14 protein-coding genes are annotated in these 17462 nt (G+C 61.5%); 7 read left to right on the plus strand and 7 right to left on the minus strand.

Features of this window, described 5'->3' with window-relative positions; translation table 11 throughout:
• Window positions 1-42: 42 nt before the first annotated feature.
• The 3 genes from ACE3SE_RS09315 to ACE3SE_RS09325 all read left to right on the plus strand — a co-directional run bounded on the left by ACE3SE_RS09315 (window position 43) and on the right by ACE3SE_RS09325 (window position 2659).
• Window positions 43-702 carry a TetR/AcrR family transcriptional regulator gene (locus ACE3SE_RS09315; protein WP_374554829.1) on the plus strand — a complete coding sequence of 220 codons (660 nt, stop codon included), beginning with the start codon at window positions 43-45 and terminating at the stop codon, window positions 700-702.
• A gap of 252 nt (window positions 703-954) precedes the next feature.
• Window positions 955-1863 carry a LysR family transcriptional regulator gene (locus ACE3SE_RS09320; RefSeq protein WP_295382714.1) on the plus strand — a complete coding sequence of 303 codons (909 nt, stop codon included), beginning with the start codon at window positions 955-957 and terminating at the stop codon, window positions 1861-1863.
• A 499-nt stretch (window positions 1864-2362) separates the two neighbouring features.
• Complete coding sequence (locus tag ACE3SE_RS09325) at window positions 2363-2659, plus strand: hypothetical protein (protein WP_374554831.1); 297 nt, start codon at window positions 2363-2365, stop codon at window positions 2657-2659.
• Window positions 2660-2773: 114 nt separating this feature from the next.
• On the opposite strand, the gene ACE3SE_RS09330 is transcribed toward ACE3SE_RS09325, so the two are convergent.
• Entirely contained in the window at window positions 2774-3697 is a 924-nt protein-coding gene (locus ACE3SE_RS09330; RefSeq protein WP_197077116.1) for a LysR family transcriptional regulator, read from the minus strand.
• Between the two features lie 169 nt (window positions 3698-3866).
• Between ACE3SE_RS09330 and ACE3SE_RS09335 the strand changes: the two genes are divergently transcribed.
• Together ACE3SE_RS09335 and ACE3SE_RS09340 are read left to right on the plus strand one after the other, a co-directional pair.
• Window positions 3867-5087: an MFS transporter gene (locus tag ACE3SE_RS09335; RefSeq protein ID WP_374554833.1), complete on the plus strand. Its 1221-nt coding sequence runs from the start codon at window positions 3867-3869 to the stop codon at window positions 5085-5087.
• Window positions 5088-5190: 103 nt separating this feature from the next.
• Complete coding sequence (locus ACE3SE_RS09340; protein WP_374554835.1) at window positions 5191-5670, plus strand: DUF3237 domain-containing protein; 480 nt, start codon at window positions 5191-5193, stop codon at window positions 5668-5670.
• 43 nt (window positions 5671-5713) lie between these two features.
• Here the strand turns inward: ACE3SE_RS09340 and ACE3SE_RS09345 are convergent, their stop codons facing one another.
• The 6 genes from ACE3SE_RS09345 to ACE3SE_RS09370 form a co-directional block, all read right to left on the minus strand.
• Entirely contained in the window at window positions 5714-7243 is a 1530-nt protein-coding gene (locus ACE3SE_RS09345) for a DUF3138 family protein (protein WP_374554837.1), read from the minus strand.
• A gap of 32 nt (window positions 7244-7275) precedes the next feature.
• The gene (locus ACE3SE_RS09350) at window positions 7276-8370 is read right to left on the minus strand and encodes an extracellular solute-binding protein (RefSeq protein WP_374554839.1); all 1095 of its coding nucleotides are present in this window, start codon (window positions 8368-8370) and stop codon (window positions 7276-7278) included.
• 58 nt (window positions 8371-8428) lie between these two features.
• On the minus strand, window positions 8429-10066 hold the full coding sequence (locus tag ACE3SE_RS09355) for an amidohydrolase (protein ID WP_374554841.1): 1638 nt from the start codon (window positions 10064-10066) through the stop codon (window positions 8429-8431).
• A 126-nt stretch (window positions 10067-10192) separates the two neighbouring features.
• Window positions 10193-11014, minus strand: coding sequence for a helix-turn-helix transcriptional regulator (locus tag ACE3SE_RS09360; protein WP_374554843.1), 822 nt, complete (start codon window positions 11012-11014; stop codon window positions 10193-10195).
• A gap of 198 nt (window positions 11015-11212) precedes the next feature.
• On the minus strand, window positions 11213-12919 hold the full coding sequence (locus ACE3SE_RS09365; protein ID WP_374554845.1) for an amidase: 1707 nt from the start codon (window positions 12917-12919) through the stop codon (window positions 11213-11215).
• A 184-nt stretch (window positions 12920-13103) separates the two neighbouring features.
• A complete protein-coding gene (locus tag ACE3SE_RS09370) occupies window positions 13104-14018 on the minus strand; it encodes a LysR family transcriptional regulator (RefSeq protein ID WP_045845725.1) in 915 nt (304 codons plus the stop codon).
• A 196-nt stretch (window positions 14019-14214) separates the two neighbouring features.
• Here ACE3SE_RS09370 and aguA point away from each other — a divergent pair, with 196 nt between their 5' ends.
• Window positions 14215-15321, plus strand: coding sequence for an agmatine deiminase (aguA, locus tag ACE3SE_RS09375; protein ID WP_374554847.1), 1107 nt, complete (start codon window positions 14215-14217; stop codon window positions 15319-15321).
• Window positions 15322-15613: 292 nt separating this feature from the next.
• Window positions 15614-17281 carry a SulP family inorganic anion transporter gene (locus ACE3SE_RS09380; protein WP_374554849.1) on the plus strand — a complete coding sequence of 556 codons (1668 nt, stop codon included), beginning with the start codon at window positions 15614-15616 and terminating at the stop codon, window positions 17279-17281.
• The last annotated feature ends 181 nt before the right edge of the window (window positions 17282-17462 follow it).

The following is a 17462-nucleotide window of genomic DNA, read 5'->3' on the forward strand; positions in this document are numbered from 1 at the left end:
GTGGGTAAAGTGTCGGCTTCTTCTTGCCTAGCGCACACCACCATGATCAACAACGATATTTCAGCAGCCTCACCTGGCGTCAGCGAGCCAGGTCCGCCACGCCGGCGCCTGCCTGCAGCCACGCGCGTCACGCAGATCCTCGACGCAGCGCTGCAGGTGTTCTCCGACAAGGGCTTCGCGTCCGCGCGCCTCGACGACATCGCCGAGGCGGCAGGCCTGTCCAAGGGCGGCGTCTACACGCATTTCGCCAGCAAGGAGGAGATTTTTGGCGCACTACTCAAGCGCCTGATCCAGCCGCCCATGCCGGCCGCTCCCGAGGCCCTGGCGGACGAAGAACCCGTGACCGTGGACCTGCTAGTGCGCCGTGTCGTGGAACCGATGTACCAATCCCTCGGTGATCCCTCAGTGCTGCAGGCCGTGCGCTTGCTGCTGGCTAACGGCACGCGCGTGCCGCAGGCCTTCGACCAATGGCACCAGACCATGTTTGAGCCGCACATCGCCGATGTGGCGCGCCTGCTCCAGCGTGGTGTCCGGCAGGGCACGCTGCGTCGCAGTGCTATTACGCATGCGCCGCGGCTGATCCTGTCGCCTGGCATACATGCAATGCTCGACGGCGTGGTCCGCGGCCTGGTGGCCCCTGATGCGATAGCCGAATGGAAACGCCTTCATGTAGCGATGCTACGGGAGCTGCTGACGCCATAACGTGGCTTTGTCGCTCGGGGCTTGGAATATTCGCTTGGTGGAATGGAGGGCCTTTGGGCAGAAACCAAGCATTCAAAACTGATGTTTGGGTCGATACAGGTGAGGTCTGTGGTGTTGATGGAATAAGGAGGACTGTGGCGAATTTGCTCCCTAAGCAGAGCCGGAACCTCTTTCCCATCATTGCAGGAGAGAGCGAGGCGCAATCCGCATGACGTGGACGCAGGCCGAGAACGGGGCGAACAGGAGGCCGCATTGGAACTTAGACTACTGCGCTATTTCGTTGCGGTCGCGGAAGAACTGCATTTCGCGCGAGCGGCGGAGCGCCTTGGCGTCGAGCAATCGCCCGTGTCACGCGCGATGCGCCATCTCGAAGCCACGCTCGGCGTGCAGTTGTTCGACCGCAGTGCAAACCAGACGCGACTGACCAGGGCCGGTCAAGTGTTCCTTGGTGAGTGCCGGCGCGTGCTGGCTACCGTGGAGCAGGCGGTGAGTGCCGCAAAGGCGGCGGCACAGGGCTATCAGGGCTACCTGCGCATCGCCATCTGCGACAGTTTGGCACAGCCCCACATTGCCACCTTGCTGGCGCGCAGCCGCGAGGAAGAACCCGAGCTGGAGATTCGCGTCTTCGAGCTGCCTTTCGCGCAGCAACTCAAGGGCCTGCATAACGATCTGCTGGACATCGGTTTTGCGCTATCGGACGCGGTGACTGAAGGCCTTGTCGCCGAGCCCGTGTGGACCGATCCGCTGTCGGTGATTGTGCCCGTGCGCCACCCCTTGCTGGCACACGCGGAAGTGCCGCTGGATGACGCCTTGAAGTTTCCGCTGGTTCTATGCCATCCGGATGCAGGATCGGGCTGCCACCATCAAATCCAGGCTGTACTGCAAAGTGCGTCCATGCCGCTCAAGCTGGTAGATCAGGTGACGAGCTTAGGCGTAATGCTGACTCTGGTCGGTGCCGGTTACGGCATCGGTTTCGCCATTGCTTCGCAGGTGCAGACCCTGAACCGCCCCGACATAACCGTCCGCCCCCTGGCCGGCACGCCGCACATGCTGTCCACTTATCTGCTGCGCCGTGGCGCCGAACCCACTGAGCCGATGAAGCGGTTCCTGCAGCGCGCACGCCAGGAGTTCCTGTTAAAGGGAGATGAGCCGGCCTCGTGACGTTGAGCGCTCGGGTACATTGGCTATTGCTGGCTGTCCATGACTCGCACTGGACCTGCTCGGAGCGCGCGTTGACCAAGGGTGGTTTTTCAGTCCATAATTATGTACATCTCGGTTCGCCGAGTTCGAAAAACTCGTTATCAATCAACGAGTTGGGAACACGATGAGGTTCCCATCACCCGCTCCAGATTCGCAAAAAGCCATTGAATTTCAGTAAGCTACTGATCCTCAATGGCTTTTTTCATTGCTGGCCTCCATGGGTATTACACATGACTGAGAAAACCATGCCCCAAGCAGTACATGTTGTACGCCGATGTTTGGTCCAGGCCTTCCGTCTTTGCATTGCCTCTGATCGCTAGATCATCATTAACAGCAAGAACAAGATCACCTTCTCTGGCTGAAAACCCGAAAGATGCCGCCAAATGCACAAGGCTCAGATCCTGAAGCACGGCTGCCAGTCTTGGTGGCAAGGACGGCACAAAAGAGGCCCCGGGAACAAATGAAAGTAACCCGCTCATACGCACTGCTGTTCATCGTCTTGAATACCTTGGTCGCAGCCTGGCTATCCAGCCCCTGCTCCCCATACATATGGTCGCTAAAGGGGACTAAGGTTGCTGCGCTTGCTATCACCTTCGCCCTCGCTCTTGCCGCCTTGCTGATTTTGATCATGAAGATGGCAATCGAGGATATGAAACGAACACAGACCATACCCACACCGCTTTTCCTGTCGGGATGTGCTTCGCTGGTTTTCTTCAAGCTAATCGCGAGTATGGCAGCCAAGGCTTGTGGCCATTAAGTGCGCAGCCAGAGTGGCTCTGTGGCCAGCCACAAGGTTGAACAGGCCGCATGCCCTCGACTTGCTCAGACGACACAGCAAGCATCTGATGCCTGACCTGCCTTCCTCCTGTCCTCACTGCTCGCCAAAAATGGCAGGCGCTTCAGCGCGCACCAAGTCGATAAAACGACGCAAGCGGGCCGGATAGAAACGGGCGTAGGGATACACCAGGCTGACCGGTAGCGGTGCGGCCTGCCATTTGGGTGCCAGCTGGATCAACTGCCCTTGCTCCAGGTATTCGGTCATCACCCAGCGCGAGCCGATACCGACACCTACCCCCTGCAGGGCCGCACTGCGCAAGGCATAGAGGCTGTCGGTGCTGAAACGCGGGCGGATCTGGATGCGCTTGTGCCTGCCCGTCTCCGAGTGGGTCAACTGCACCTCGTTGCGGTAAAAGGTGCGCAGGGCCAGCCAGGGCAGCGCCGCCAGTTCGGCCGCGTCTTGCGGTATCGGCTGGCCATCAAGCAAGGAAGGCGCTGCCACCACAATGCGCGGCACCTGGGCCAGCGGCAGGGCCACCAGCCCTGGGTCGGTCACTTCTCCCACCTGTATCGCACAGTCGATACCGGCGGCAATGTAGTCCTGAATGGCCCGGTCATCATGCAGCAGCCATTCCACCGACATGCCGGCATGCTGCTGCAGATAGCTGGCCAGCGGGCCGATCAGGCGTTCCTGGCCAAAGGCGTGCGGCACAATCACGCGCAGCACGCCCTCAGGCTCTTCCCTGGCCCCTTTGAGTTCGGATTCAAAACGCGCCCAGCCAGCCAGCAGCTCCTTGGCGCGCTCATAGCAGCGCTCTCCATCCTGGGTCAGCCGCATGGTGTGGGTGGTACGTTGCAGCAGGCGTAAACCCAGCGAACGCTCCAGCATTTGCAGCCGGCGGCTGATGGTGGGCTGGGTCGTGCCCAGTTGCAGCGCAGCTGCGGACAGGCTGCCCGCCTCGACAATTTTCAGAAAGGTCAGCATCAGCTCGATGCGCTCTCCGGTTCCTGCTTGCAAGGGCATGCTCGTCCGCAGCGGACTGCCCGGTTCTTGTATGTCATCCATCATGGTCAGCCTTGTTCTGTCATACGCAATACGTATAACAGATCTTCAATCCACGCGCCTACCCATGCACAGCACACACAGCCATGATGTCACGGTCATCACTTGATTCATGAGGCTGCACATGTCTTCCACCAAAGTCCTGCCACATCCGCTGGCTCCGTCGGTCACACCGGCCCAATCTCACGCCCTGCCCCGCTCGCTGATCGGGCTGATGGCCACCGGTGCCGGGCTGTCGGTTGCTTCCCTTTACTACAGCCAGCCCATGCTGGGCGTACTGGCTGGCGATATCGGTGCGTCCGGTCAGGCCACCGGCCTGGTGCCCACCCTGACGCAGCTGGGATACGCGCTGGGTATCTTGCTGCTGGCCCCGCTGGGGGACCGCCATGACCGGCACAACATCATGCTGATCAAGGCTGCCGTGCTGGTGCTGGCCTTGCTGCTGGCCGGGCTGTCGCCTTCGCTGGCGGTATTGCTGCCGGCTTCGCTGCTGATCGGCCTGAGCGCAACACTGGCCCAGGACATCGTACCGGCTGCCGCCACGCTGGCCGCCGAGGCTGAGCGTGGCAAGGTGGTGGGCACCGTGATGACCGGCTTGCTGACAGGCATCCTGCTGTCGCGGGTCATCAGCGGAGTGGTGGCCGAGCAATACGGCTGGCGGGCCATGTTCTTCATTGCCGCTGCCAGCATCCTGTGCATCGGCCTGGCCATCCGCCGTTACCTGCCGCGCTTTCAGCCCAGCACGACACTGCCCTATCACGCCTTGCTCGGCTCGCTGCTTGGCCTGTGGTGCCAGCATCGTGCCCTGCGCCGTGCGGCCATTGCGCAAGGGCTGCTGTCGGTTGGCTTCAGCGCATTCTGGTCCACGCTGGCCATCATGCTGCACGCAAGCCCCTTCCACTTGGGTAGTGCAGCTGCCGGCGCGTTTGGCCTGGCCGGTGCCGCCGGGGCGCTGGCTGCACCGCTGGCCGGTCATCTGGCGGATCGCAAGGGGCCGGAGGTGGTCACCCGCGCCGGTGCTGCTCTGGCTGCCATGGCCTTTGTCATGCTGAGTCTGGCACCCATGCTGTCGCTGAACACGCAGCTTGGCCTGCTGGCAGCTGGCGCAGTGCTGTTCGACCTTGGTGTGCAAGCCAGCCTGATCGCCCATCAGGCCGTCATCTACCGGATTGACCCGGCGGCGCGCAGCCGACTGAATGTAGTACTGTTTGTCTGCATGTTCATCGGCATGTCGCTGGGTTCGGTATTGGCCAGCATGTTGCTGGCCGGGTATGGCTGGAGTGCGGTCACCGGCTTTGCTGCGCTGGCATCCTTGCTGGCCTTGCTGGTGCGGTGCCGGAGGTAAGCATCTGGCCACAGCGTGTTGTCGGCAAATCCGATGACAGCCAGTGCAGGACAGTGGGGGTAGCCTCTGGCGTTTCCCCACCTTTTGTGACTGGAGCGCGCCGATGCAAGCTGTACATCTCCCCCCGCCTTTGCAACTGTGGTTAAACCTCTCGGTCAATATCGGCCCCGAAATGGCAGTAGGTAATACGGAAGATGGTTACCGCTGCCTGTACCCGATCACCGGTGGCGTGGTGCACGGGCCGGATGGCCTGTCGGGCCGGGTATTGCCGGGTGGATTCGACAATTACCTGCAGCGTGAGGACGGGGTTGGCATCATGGATGCCCGCTATGCCGTGCAGCTGGATGATGGTGCAGTGCTGCTGGTGCATAACCGGGGATTCCTGCATCTGTCACCCGCAGGCGCAGCGCTGGAACGCAACGGGGTATGGCCGGTTCCGGCTGAGTTGTACCACTGCCGTTGCCAGCCCGAAATCAGGACTGGCGCAGGCCCCCATCACTGGGTCAACCATCAGGTTTTTGTCGGGACAGTGCATTATCCGCTGGCCGACCGGGTGGACATTGCCATCTACCGGCTGGCTTGAAAAGCAGCCGCCTCACACTGGCGGGGCGGCTGCAGCAGCATGCTCAGAAGGCGTAGATGAACTGGGTGGCCAGAATGTCGTTATTGCGTGACAGACTGCCATCGCTGCGCTGGAACACCGCATTGCTGGCAAAGTCATGGCGGTATTCCAGCTTCACCGTCATTTTGTCTGCCGGATAGAACAGCAAATCCAGTGCGATGTCACTGCGGTTGGTCCCCTTGCAGTCGATGCCGTTGTTGCTGGAAGCATTCAGGCATTGCTGGTCCACGCCCCAGCCGCTGGTGGGATTGATGCTGGCCGTGTTACCGCTCAGGCCATACAGGATGCCGCTGCCACCACCACCGTTGCGGCTGTTGTTCAGGTAGTCCACCCGCACCACCGTACCCACCTTGCCCAGCCAGTCGGTATTCCACTTTTTGGCCGCCAGCAAGGAGAAGCCATACCATTGCGCCATGCCGCCATTCCAGGCGGCGTGCGCCTGCTGGCCGTAATCCAGCTGGGCGTTGTACTGGATGTCCGACCAGGTATAGGTCAGGTCAGCTTCGGCATAAAAGTAGCGGCCAAAGGGCGATGTCAGATTGCATTGATAGCCGAAACCACTGGTGCAACTGGATGGTGTGTAGATAGTCTGGCGGCCGATATTGGCGGAAAAGCCCAGGTCCAGCGAGCTGGTGTACTGGTAGTCCACCCGCGCCGCCAGCGTGGGGGTGCTGTTACTGTTGCTGCGCCCGTTCTGGCTGACGATGGAACCGGCTGACTTGAGCTGTTCATTGGCCAGCATGAACTGCCACAGCGTCTGGTAGTTGTTGGTGAACAGCTTGTAGTTCATGCCCAGATAGGATGCCGGTTCACTGAAGTCGAACAGCAGGTTGTGGGTGAGAGTCTGGGTCAGATTGGCCGGATTGGGCTCATAGCCAGCCAGACTGGGTAGCAGGCCCAGTTGCAGGGTGCCGGTGGAACTGAGCGGCAGGTTGACATTGGCCTGGTTGAAAATGCTGTTGGTCAGGCCGCCGCCTTCACTGCTGAAGCTGGCACCGCTGCCGCGGTCCGGCTGGATGACCAGCTCCACGCTGGGGGCCTCCGGCCCCACGCCAAAGGTTTTCTTGATGTCCAGATACACATCGCCCAGATTGCTGTCGTAATAGTTATAAGCGCTGTTCTTGTTGAGAAAGCGGAAACCGGCAGAGTTACTGTTGCGGTTGTACAGGAACATCGGGTCAACAAAACCGCTTACGCTCAGGCCGGCAATCGGCCCGGTTTGTGCCGCTTCGCTCAGCGTGTCTACCTTGATCTTGAGGCTGTTGACGGTTTGCTGCAGGGTTTCCGGCTCCTCGCTTTCGCTTGCTGTTGGCGCATTGCCAGTACTTGCTGCGGTGTTGCTGCTGCCCAGTTGCTGTTGCAGGTTTTGTACTTGCTGCTGCAGCAGCGGAATCTGGGCATTGCTTTGCTGCAGGGCCTTTACCTGCTGCTCCAGTGCCTCCAGTTTTTGCAGCAGGGCGGTGCTGCTGTCGCTACCGGCGTGCGCCATCACCGGCAGGGCCATGACGGCCATGGCGATCAGTTTTCTTTGCATGATGTTTACCCCGAATGGCTAAGCGATGACGTTCAGTGGGTTTTCAGTTCCTGCCACAAGCGGGTTTCCAGCCGCATGATTTCGGTAGGCAGGGCACGCACGGTGAACAGCTTTTTCATTTCGGCGGCGCTGGGGTAAACAGTCGGGTCGGACAGCACTTCCGGCCGGATCAACGGCTTGGCCGCCGGTACTGCGCTGGGGTAAAAGGTTTCGTTGCTCAGCGCCGCGGCCTCGTTGGGCGAAATCACATGGTTGATCCATTTCATCGCGGCATCGACATTGGGGGCGGTCCTGGGAACAGCCATCACGTCGAACCAGATCACACTGCCTTCCCTGGGCAGGATGTACTGGATGGTGTAAGGCTTGTGCGCGGCCAGCGCCGCCATGCGGGCAGTGTTGACGTCACCGGAATAACCGAAGGCCATGCAGATATCGCCACTGGCCAGATCGGGTGCGTAGCTGCTGGAATTGAACTGGCCGATATAGGGCCGGATGGTTTTCAGCAGCTTGAATACTTCCTGGTAATCGGCCGGATTGGTGCTCAGCGGATTCTTTTTCAGGTAGTACAAGCCCATGCCGAACATGTCCACCGGCGAATCCAGTACCGACACGCCACACTTGGACAGTTTGGCCATGTATTTGGGGTCGAACAGCATGTCCCAGGTATTGAGCGGCACGCCCTTGCCCAGTACGGACTCCACTTTTTGCAGATTGATGCCGATGCCGTCGGTACCCCAGTTCAGCGGCACGCCGTATTGATTACCGGGGTCGCTGCCTTCCAGAATCTTCATCAATGCCGGGTCCAGCTTCGCCAGATTGGGAATCTTGCTCTTGTCCAGCTTGCGGAACATGCCGGCCTGCAACTGGCGGCCAAAGTAGGCATCGGAGGGGACGACAACGTCGTAACCGGAATTACCCACCAGCAGCTTGCTCATCAGGGTGTCATTGCTGTCGAACTCCTGATAGCGCACCTTGATGCCGGTCTGCTTGAGGAAGTTGGCATTGCTGTCCTTGGCCAGGCTATTGCCCCAGTTGTAGACATTGACCTGGCCGGCATCCGCTGCCGCATGGCCGGACACGCCGCCCAGCAGGGCGAGCGCACAACAGGTATGGATCAGTTTCTTCATTTCTCAGCCTTTGTAGTGATGGCCGCTCTGCTGGCGGCATGGTGTGAACAAACGGGAATCAGGCAGCGACTGCGTTGCAATCCGTATCCGCGCCATACACGGCTTCCCCACGGAACACCGTGCAGAGCACCCGGGTCTGCTGCAGCTGCTGTATCGGTTGCGCAAACAGGCTGCGCTCCAGAATCAGGAAATTGGCCTCATGCCCCGGCAACAGGCCGCGGCAAGCATCAAAGCGCAGCGCATGGCTGGCGTTCACGGTGTGTGCCTGCAACATCACTTGCAGGTCCAGGCGCTCCTCCGGGTTCCAGGGTTCTGCAGTAGGGTCATCCGTGGGCAGGTGAGTGACACCGGTCTGCATGATGGCCAGCGGGTCCATGGTGGAAACCGGCCAGTCCGAACCACCGGCCAGCATGACACCTGCGTTGCGCAGGCTGCGTAACGGATAGCTTTGTGCGGCCCGTTCGCGGCCCAGGATTTCCTGGTAAAGGGCCTGCAACTGCGGGGCAGCAGCAGTCCACAGCGCCTGCACACTGGCAATGGCGCCAAGCGGGCTGAAGCGGGGCATGTCGTCCGGATGCACCAGCTGCAAATGGGCCAGTTGTGCCCGGCGGTCACGCGGGCCATTACACCTGGCAGCCCATTCCAGTGCATCCAGCGCCATGCGCACGGCGCGGTCGGCCAGGGTGTGAAAGTGCAGGTCGAAACCGGCGGCATCGGCCATGGCGACAATTTCATTCAGCGCGCCCTGCTCCCACAGCGCGAGGCCTCGGTCCTCGGTGCCCGGATAGGGTTCCAGCAAGGCCGCGGTATGGGATTCGGTCACCCCGTCAATGAAGATCTTCACCGTATGCACGTGCAGGGTGTCGCCCGCGTAACGGCGTTTCCAGTCTTGAAAGCGGGCAATCTGTGCCGCGGGATCATGCCGTGGCGTGGCCAGCAGCCCGGCACTGACATGCAGCTTGAGCGTGCCGGCATCCCGCGCGGCCGCATAGGCTTGCAGCAGGCCTTCATCCACCCGGGCGTCGAACCAGCCGGTAATGCCCAGACGGTGCGCCATGGCGATGGCCTTGGCCAAGGACTGCGGATAACGGGCAGGGCCCAGTTGCGGAATCAGCCCGAACAGCCGGTACAGGGCGGCTTCGTGCACCACGCCGCTGGGCTGCCGGCTGCCCGGCTCCCGCTCATGGATGCCTCCCTTGGGGTCCTGGGTGTCGGGGCCGATGCCGGCAGCCGCCAGGCCCACGGTATTCAGGCAGCCGCTGTGCACATCGTGGCCCAGCAGCAGCAAGGGGCGGTCCGGCAGGGCGGCATCGAGTTGCTGACGGGTGGGGTAGCTGCCGAATACGTTCAAATCAATGCCGCCGAGAAACACCCAGGGCTCCTCCGCCTGGGCAATGGCAGCCTCGCGGATCAGCTGCAGCACTCCTGCGGCGCTGTCGGCCCGGTCAAGGTCGGTATCGCCCACCATTTGCTGCCCTTCCAGCGGGTGGGCATGGCCATCGACAAAGGCCGGGATGATCTGCTTGCCGCCAAGGTCGATCCGCTCGGTCTGGCTGCCGGCCATGGCAAGCATGGTCTGGTCATCGCCGCTGGCGATGATCTTGCCGCCGCCAATGGCCAGCGCGGTGTGCAGGGTGCTGAAGTCGTTACCGGTATGGATGCTGCCGTTGTAATAGATTTTTTCGGGATACTGCATGCCTGCCTCCTGATTCATGACCGGCACAGGGTCGTGCATCAGGAGGCTGTTGCGCCCCTTGGCAGAACCGTGTGCAACCAGTCCTGATCATGGCGGGAGGCGGGGCTGACTGTCTGTCCTCGGATTTCAGGACATGGCCGCAGGCGGGCGGTGACGCTGCTCCACCGTCACGCACCAGGCAAACAGTTCGGACTTGCTGGTGACACCGATTTTGGCCAGCGCCCGCTCCATATAGGTGCGCACGCTGCACTGGCTGATGGAAACATGCTCGGCAATCTGCGGCACCGACCAGCCTTGCAGCATGGCGTGACAAATCAGCCGCTCGCGCCCGGACAGCTGCTTGCCAGCCAATTGCAGGCAACGGTCGAAATACTGCAACAGGGTGTCTTGCGACGGGGTGATGCAGGGCGTGCTCAGCTGGGCATGCCGGGCCAGCAAGGGAATGAGGAAATGACAGGTCTGGCGCAGGCGGCTGAGTTCGCCAAGGGTAAAGGAAGGCGTGTGGCGGTTACGAAAGATCGACAGCAAATACACATAATCCGTTTCACAGCCCAGCAAGCTGCACTCTTCGCCCAGCGGGCTCTGGGCAATCATGCGGCCATAGGCGGTAGGCGGGTAAACCTCGTTGCGCGACAACACCAGCTGCGGGTCCTGCACTTGTTCGATGAACTGCAATAACTGGCGATCCTGCTTCCACTCCATGTCCTGCTGGTATAGCGACAGGGCAAGCCGGGTTTCTTCCGGGTCGGCATTACCGGCAAAGAACAGCACATCCAGCTGTTCCACCGCTTGCTGCTGACTGTCACGGCGAAAGCGCAGTGCGGTCATGTGATAGGAACTCGGGTCGACCACTCCGTGCAGCCAGCTCCACAGGCGCGTGGTGAACTGTGCAGTCCCCAGGCTCTGTAGCAAGCCACCTGCCGTGTCCAGTGCAATGGTCTGTTGCATCCTGCCTCCTCATGCCGGCTGATCGGGTATCCGTTTCAGCCACACTATATATTGATGTGACGGATAGCCAGATCGAAAGCACAAATCGCGCCATGCAGCAGGCCCCTGCACGCTCCTGCCGTACAACCCTGCCCGGCTGCAAAACAAAAAGCCAACCGGCAAGGGTTGGCTTTTTCTGCTTTGTACGGCTGTTGTGGCTTACTGGCCGAGTGCCGGGGTGCGCGGCGGAATCATCCGTCGGCTGCCGGTAGCCTCGAAGGCGCTGGCAAAACGCAGCAGCGCGTTGTCGTCGTAAGCACGTCCGGCAAAAGTCAGGCCCACCGGCATGCCGATATCGGCCATCACGCCCATCGGCACGGTCACCGTGGGTACGCCCAGATGGCGGATGGCGAGGTTGCCATTGGCCACCCACACCCCGTTGCTCCAGGCAATATCGGCGGAAGCGGGGTTGACGTCGGCATCCGCCGGACCAACGTCGGCCACGGTGGGAAACAGCACGGCGTCCAGCTTGAGTTCGTCCATCCAGTCTTCCAGGTCCATCTTGCGGATTTTCTCCAGGCCGCGCAGCCCGTCCGGCACGCTGGCAATCTGGTCGAAGGACTTCAGTCCGCGCTTGGCCATGTTGACATACTCTTCCATGCCGGCTGCCAGATCGCCCTCGCGGTTGGGCAGGGTGCCGGGGTCGTGCGGGAAGATTTGCGGGCCATCCACGTCCGCCAGCTTGTTGAGCTTCGGGTCGCCGTTGGCACGCAGGAATTCATCGAAAGCCCAGCCGGACAATTCCCATAATTCATCGTGCAGGAAGTCCGGCGGCAAGATGCCGCGATTGGCCACGGTGGGTGCGCCGGGCCGGTCGCCTTCGCAGTTGGACACCAGCGGGAAATCCACCTCAATCACTTCTGCACCGGCGGCTTCCAGCGCCTGCCGCGCGGCTTCCCACAAGTCGATTACCGAGGCGCGGGTATGGATGCGCTGCCCGGTGGGGCCGCCAATGCCGGGCGCAGCGCTGGTGCCGGCCAGTTCGTCCTTGTTGATATACATGCGCGGCACGCCAAAGCGCTTGCCTTTGAGCGTTTCGGGCCGGGACAGCAGGGCCGGATAGGCTGCCGGTCGCACGCTGGAGGCTTTGGGAATCGCCACCCAGGGTTGCAGGCGCCACAAGTCGCCACGGGTGACCGGGTCGTCAGCCACGATGATGTCCAGCACTTCCAGCAGGTCGGCCATGGTGCGGGCATAGGGCACCACCACGTCCATGGTGGGGGTCAGCGGCCAGTTGCCACGTACCGAAATCACCCCGCGCGACGGGGTATAGGCGCACAGGCCGTTATTGGATGCCGGGCCGCGCCCGCTAGACCAGGTTTCTTCCGCCATGCCGAAGGCAGCAAAGCTGGCGGCAGTGGCAGTACCGGCCCCATTGGACGAGCCGGAGGCAAACGGCGCGGTCAGGTAGTTGGCGTTATAGGGACTTTCGGCGCGGCCATAACAGCCACGTTGCATGCCGCCATTGGCCATCGGCGGCATATTGGTCTTGCCCAGGCAGATGGCACCGGCGGCGCGCAGACGGGAAATGGTGAAGGCATCGTGCTGGGACACCAGCTCCTTGAAAGCCGGGCTGCCGGAAGCGGCGGTCAGCCCCTTCACCAGATAGCTGTCCTTGGCGGTGTAGGGAATGCCGTCCAGCGGGCCCAGCGTTTCGCCACGGGCGCGGCGCGCATCGGAGGCTTCTGCCTCACGGATAGCTTCCGGATTGGGCACCACCACTGCATTGAGCCGGGTTGCCGTGGCGGGGCCATCGTAGGCCGCTATCCGTGCCAGATAGGCCTGGACCAGTTCCACCGCAGTGGTACGCCCGGATTCGAGCGCGGCACGCAGCTCGGCAATGGATAGCTCGGTAACCTCGATCATGCTTCTACCTCCACTTAAGAAGACGGGTTTCATTCCCATCACGCTGACAGCCTTGCACCAAGCGCAGGCATGGGCGATGACGCAATATGGCGGCTAATCTACAAGAGTCCGGCTCATGCGGGAAAATGATTCATTTTGATACACCCATTCATGCGATGAATACCGGTCTGCCAGCTTCATGCCGCTAGTCGGTGGATTCGATCAGGCTGCGCATCAAGCCACGCAGCCACAGCAGCGCCGGGTTGCTGTCCTGTACCGGATGCCAGATGCAGTTGAGGTGATAGCCAGGCAACTCCTCCGGCAGCGCCACCATCTTCAGCGGCCAGTAGCCTGCCATCATCGCTGCCACTTTCTTCGGCAGGATGAACAGGTGGTCGGTATGGCTGACAATGGCCGCCGCCGCCATATAGCTCTGGCTGTGTACCGAAATCTTGCGCTGCAAGCCGCGCGCGGCCAGAAAGTCATCCATCGGCGAGCCCAGATTGCCCAGCGGCGCATGGAAGACATGCGGCAAGGCAATCAGGTCGGCCAGGGTCAGCCGGTCGCTGCAAAAAGGGTGGCCGGCACGCAAGATGCCGATCAAGGGCTCGTTCAGCCAGGTTTCCCGGCACAGATAGCCGGGAATCTTCATGTATTCGTCAAAACCCAGCAGAAAGTCGATTTCCCCGTCGGCCAGCGCCAGTTCCGGAATCTCTTCCCGCAGGATGGTGATGTCGATATGGACATTGGGCGCTTCCACCGCCAGCTTTTTCACCAGCGGCGGAATCAGCACGCATTCCACGTAATCCGTGGTGCACAGGGTGAAGCGGCGCGTCGAAGTGGCCGGGTCGAATGCTTCGGGCTGGCTGAAGTGGCTTTGCAACAGGCTGAGCGCCTGATGCACACCCTGCTGCAGGTAGAGCGCCTTTTGCGTGGGCTGCATGCCATGTGGCGAGCGCACCAATAATGGGTCGTTGAAGAATGCCCGCAAGCGGTTGAGCGAGTGACTCATCGCCGGCTGGCTGACAAACAGTTTCTCCGCTGCCCTTGTGACACTGCGCAGGCTGACCAGGGCATCCAGCGCCAGCAGCAGGTTCAGGTCCAGCTGATGCAATTTCACATCATTCACCGTATTTATGAAAGTATTCGTATTGTTCATTTGCTGAATAGTTTGCCTCTCCCTAGACTGCGTCTGTCAATCACTTCCTCGTGCATGGCAGGCAAAACCGGCTGGCTTGTCGCACCGCCGGACTGCACTGCAGCTGCACGATGTCTTGAAAACTTCCGATGGCATCAATCATTGCATGGTGATTTCAATGAACAGCACAACGCACACTAGCCTGCCTGCCGCCGACGGCTTTCACATGCCGGCTGAATGGGCTCCGCAACAAGCGGTATGGATGATCTGGCCGCAGCGCCCGGATAACTGGCGCCATGCCGGACGCGAGGCACAGCAGACTTTTGCCGCCATCGCCAAGGCCATTGCCGCAGCCACCCCGGTGTTCATGGCCGTGCCGCAAGAATGCATGGCCGCAGCCCGTGCCGTGATGCCCGCCGAAGTGATGCTGGTGGAAATGAATAGCGATGACTGCTGGATGCGCGACAGCGGCCCCACCGTGGTCATCGACCAGGCTGGCCAGGTGCGCGGCGTGGACTGGCAGTTCAATGCCTGGGGCGGTTTCAACGGTGGCCTGTATCACCCGTGGGACCAGGACAGCGCAGTGGCCAGCCAGGTATTGGCCCACCATGGCTTTGACCGCTACGCCGCGCCGCTGGTGCTGGAAGGCGGCTCGATCCATGTCGATGGTGAAGGCACACTGATGACCACCGCCGAGTGCCTGCTCAACCCCAACCGCAATCCGCATTTGTCCAAACAGCAGATTGAAGCCTTGCTGTCCGAATATCTGAACGTCAGCCATTTCATCTGGCTGCCCGAAGGCGTGTTCATGGATGAAACCGACGGCCATATCGACAATATGTGCTGTTTTGCCCGCCCGGGTGAGGTGATCCTGCACTGGGTGGACGATGAAAACGACCCGCAATACCCGCGTTCGCAGGCCGCCTATGAAGTGCTGTCGCAAGCGCGCGATGCCAAGGGCCGCCAGTTGAAGATCCACAAGATGCTGTCGCCGGGCCCCTTGTACTACACCGCAGAAGAAACCGCCGGCGTGGTAGCCAGCGGTCAGGCCGTCCCGCGTGAAGTGGGCGAGCGCATGGCGGCTTCCTATGTGAATTTCCTGATCAGCAACGGCCAGATCATCTTCCCGCTGCTGGACGAGCGCACTGATGCCGCGGCCGCCAGCCGCCTGCAGGAAATCTTCCCGGAATACCGCATTGTCGGCGTACCGGCGCGCGAAGTGCTGCTGGGCGGTGGCAACATCCACTGCATCACCCAGCAGATTCCGGCAGGCAAGGCGAGCTAAGCACTTCTCTCCACTGAATCCGGCACCACAAAAGCCAGGCCTTGCGCCTGGCTTTTTCATTTGCCAGGCCTTGCCCGTGAACGCTCCAGCACAAAGGCATAGTCTGTTTGCATTATTGTCCCCGGCTACGCAATCCTCTTAACATCAAACCATACCTGATTGATGGCCAATGCCTGTGCGCCACAGCCGCCTTGCCATCAGCTCCGTCACCTGCACCGCACTGGACAGCGGGCAATCCGGCACAGACCGGCCAAGGGCATGACGGTTTCACTCCAGGCATGGGACACGACAGATGAAAAGCTTTCACAGCATCAGCGCCGGGCTGATCACCGCCAGCATTGCCATTTCCGTCAACGCAGCCTTTTCCGACCTGCTGGGCAACGCCCTGCATGCCGCTACGCTGCGGCCACTGCTGTTCACCCTGATGATGGCATCCTGCTGCCTGGCCATGCTGCTGCTTGCCGCTAACAGCCGGCTGAAACTGGCCATTCCCGGACTGGATGAACCGGCCATGGTCATCCTGTCCGCCCTGGTTACCGCCAGCAGCCTGCATCTGCTGGGCCAGCCATGGTCGACCGGGCAGGTGCTGTCCACCTTGCTGTGCATCAACGCCCTGACCGCCCTGCTGACCGGTGCCGCCTTCTTGCTGGCCGCCCGTTTGCGCGCAGGACAGCTGGCCCGCTGCCTGCCCTATCCGGTATTGGCAGCCTTCATGGCCAGCAGCGGCCTGCTGCTGATTGTGTTCGGCCTGAGCATAGCCGCCGGGCACAGCCTGTCACTGACCCAGCCTGCCAGCTGGCAGCTGGATGGCGGCCAGGCAATGCAACTGGGCTGGGGAGTGGGCTTTGGCGTCCTGCTGTTGCTGTGCATGCGCAAGATGGATCACCCCGCCACCCTGACTGCACTGTTGCTCCTGGCCTGCCTGTTCGGGCCGACGTCAGCCACAGCGCTGCAGCAGTCATCCGCCCCCCTGTGGCCCGGCCTGGAACTTCCGCTATGGCAGGAAGTGCTGTCCGCACTGCCTACTGCCCTGGCCGCCGCGCTGATGGCCATGCTGGGTAGCACCAGCAACATCATGGCGCTGGATCAGGCGCAGCAGGCACGGGCAGATCTGAACCAGGAAATGCGGGTCAACGGCCTGGCCTGCCTGGCCTCTGCATTGTGCGCCACGCCCCCGGTCAGCATCATGCTGTCCGACAGCCTGCTGGCGGGCCGCATGGGTGCCCGGCGCTGGCCGCTGGCCATCTGCTTTGTCACTTGCTGCCTGCTGGCCATCTGGCAGCAACAATGGATGCTGGGGCTGATCCAGCCTTATGTGCTGGGCGGGGTATTAATGTATTTCGGGGTGGAACTGCTGAGCCACTGGCTGCAACGCTGGCCAGCGCTGGCACGGGCAGAGCGCGGTATTTTACTGAGCACCATGCTCACCTTTCTGGCCATGAATGTGCTTGCCGGGATCGTGGTGGGTCTGGTGCTGTCTGCCTGGCAGTTCTGCTATCGCGCCAGTCAGCAAAACCCCTTGCAGGACATCCGCCTGCAGCCTGCCGATACTGGCAGCCAGCAGCCCGCGGTATTGACGGCCGAGCTGTGCGGCCCCTTGTACTTCGGTTCGGCCAGCCGCCTGCACGACCAGTTGCAAGCTGCCATCGCGGCACAGTTGTCCCGTGGCGATCTGGTGCAGCTGTGCCTGCGCCAGGCCAGCCTGGACAGTTCGGCCATGCAAACCCTGCACCGCCTGCACCAATGGTGCGATGAACATGGCTACCGTTTGCAATTGCTGTGCCAGGACGGAGCGACTGCCAGCCAGTTGCAACAATGGGGCATGTCGGCCAGCTGCGCCCATCCCGCAGCACCTTCGCCCCGACCGGTGGCGGCACGACAACGCCGTGCCGGGCATGCCGGAGCAGTCCAGCCGGCACAGCCGCGCTTCATCCACTTCATGCAAACCGGGCGCGAGTAAACCGTTAGCAATTTCTTCTACATCGACCCTCCCCCCGTACCACGCCAGCATCAGCACCATCTGGCTGCCAACCGGTTAAAAACGGTAAACCAGTCCCGGCCCCGCCAGCCATCCCGGGGCTGGGCCGCCCGTGTGACGGGCCTTTCCAGCCATCCCGGGCCGCTGGCAGCATTTCATGCTA

The sequence above is a fragment of the Aquitalea pelogenes genome, from assembly GCF_041914625.1.
GTDB classification, from domain to species: Bacteria; Pseudomonadota; Gammaproteobacteria; order Burkholderiales; family Chromobacteriaceae; genus Aquitalea; species Aquitalea pelogenes.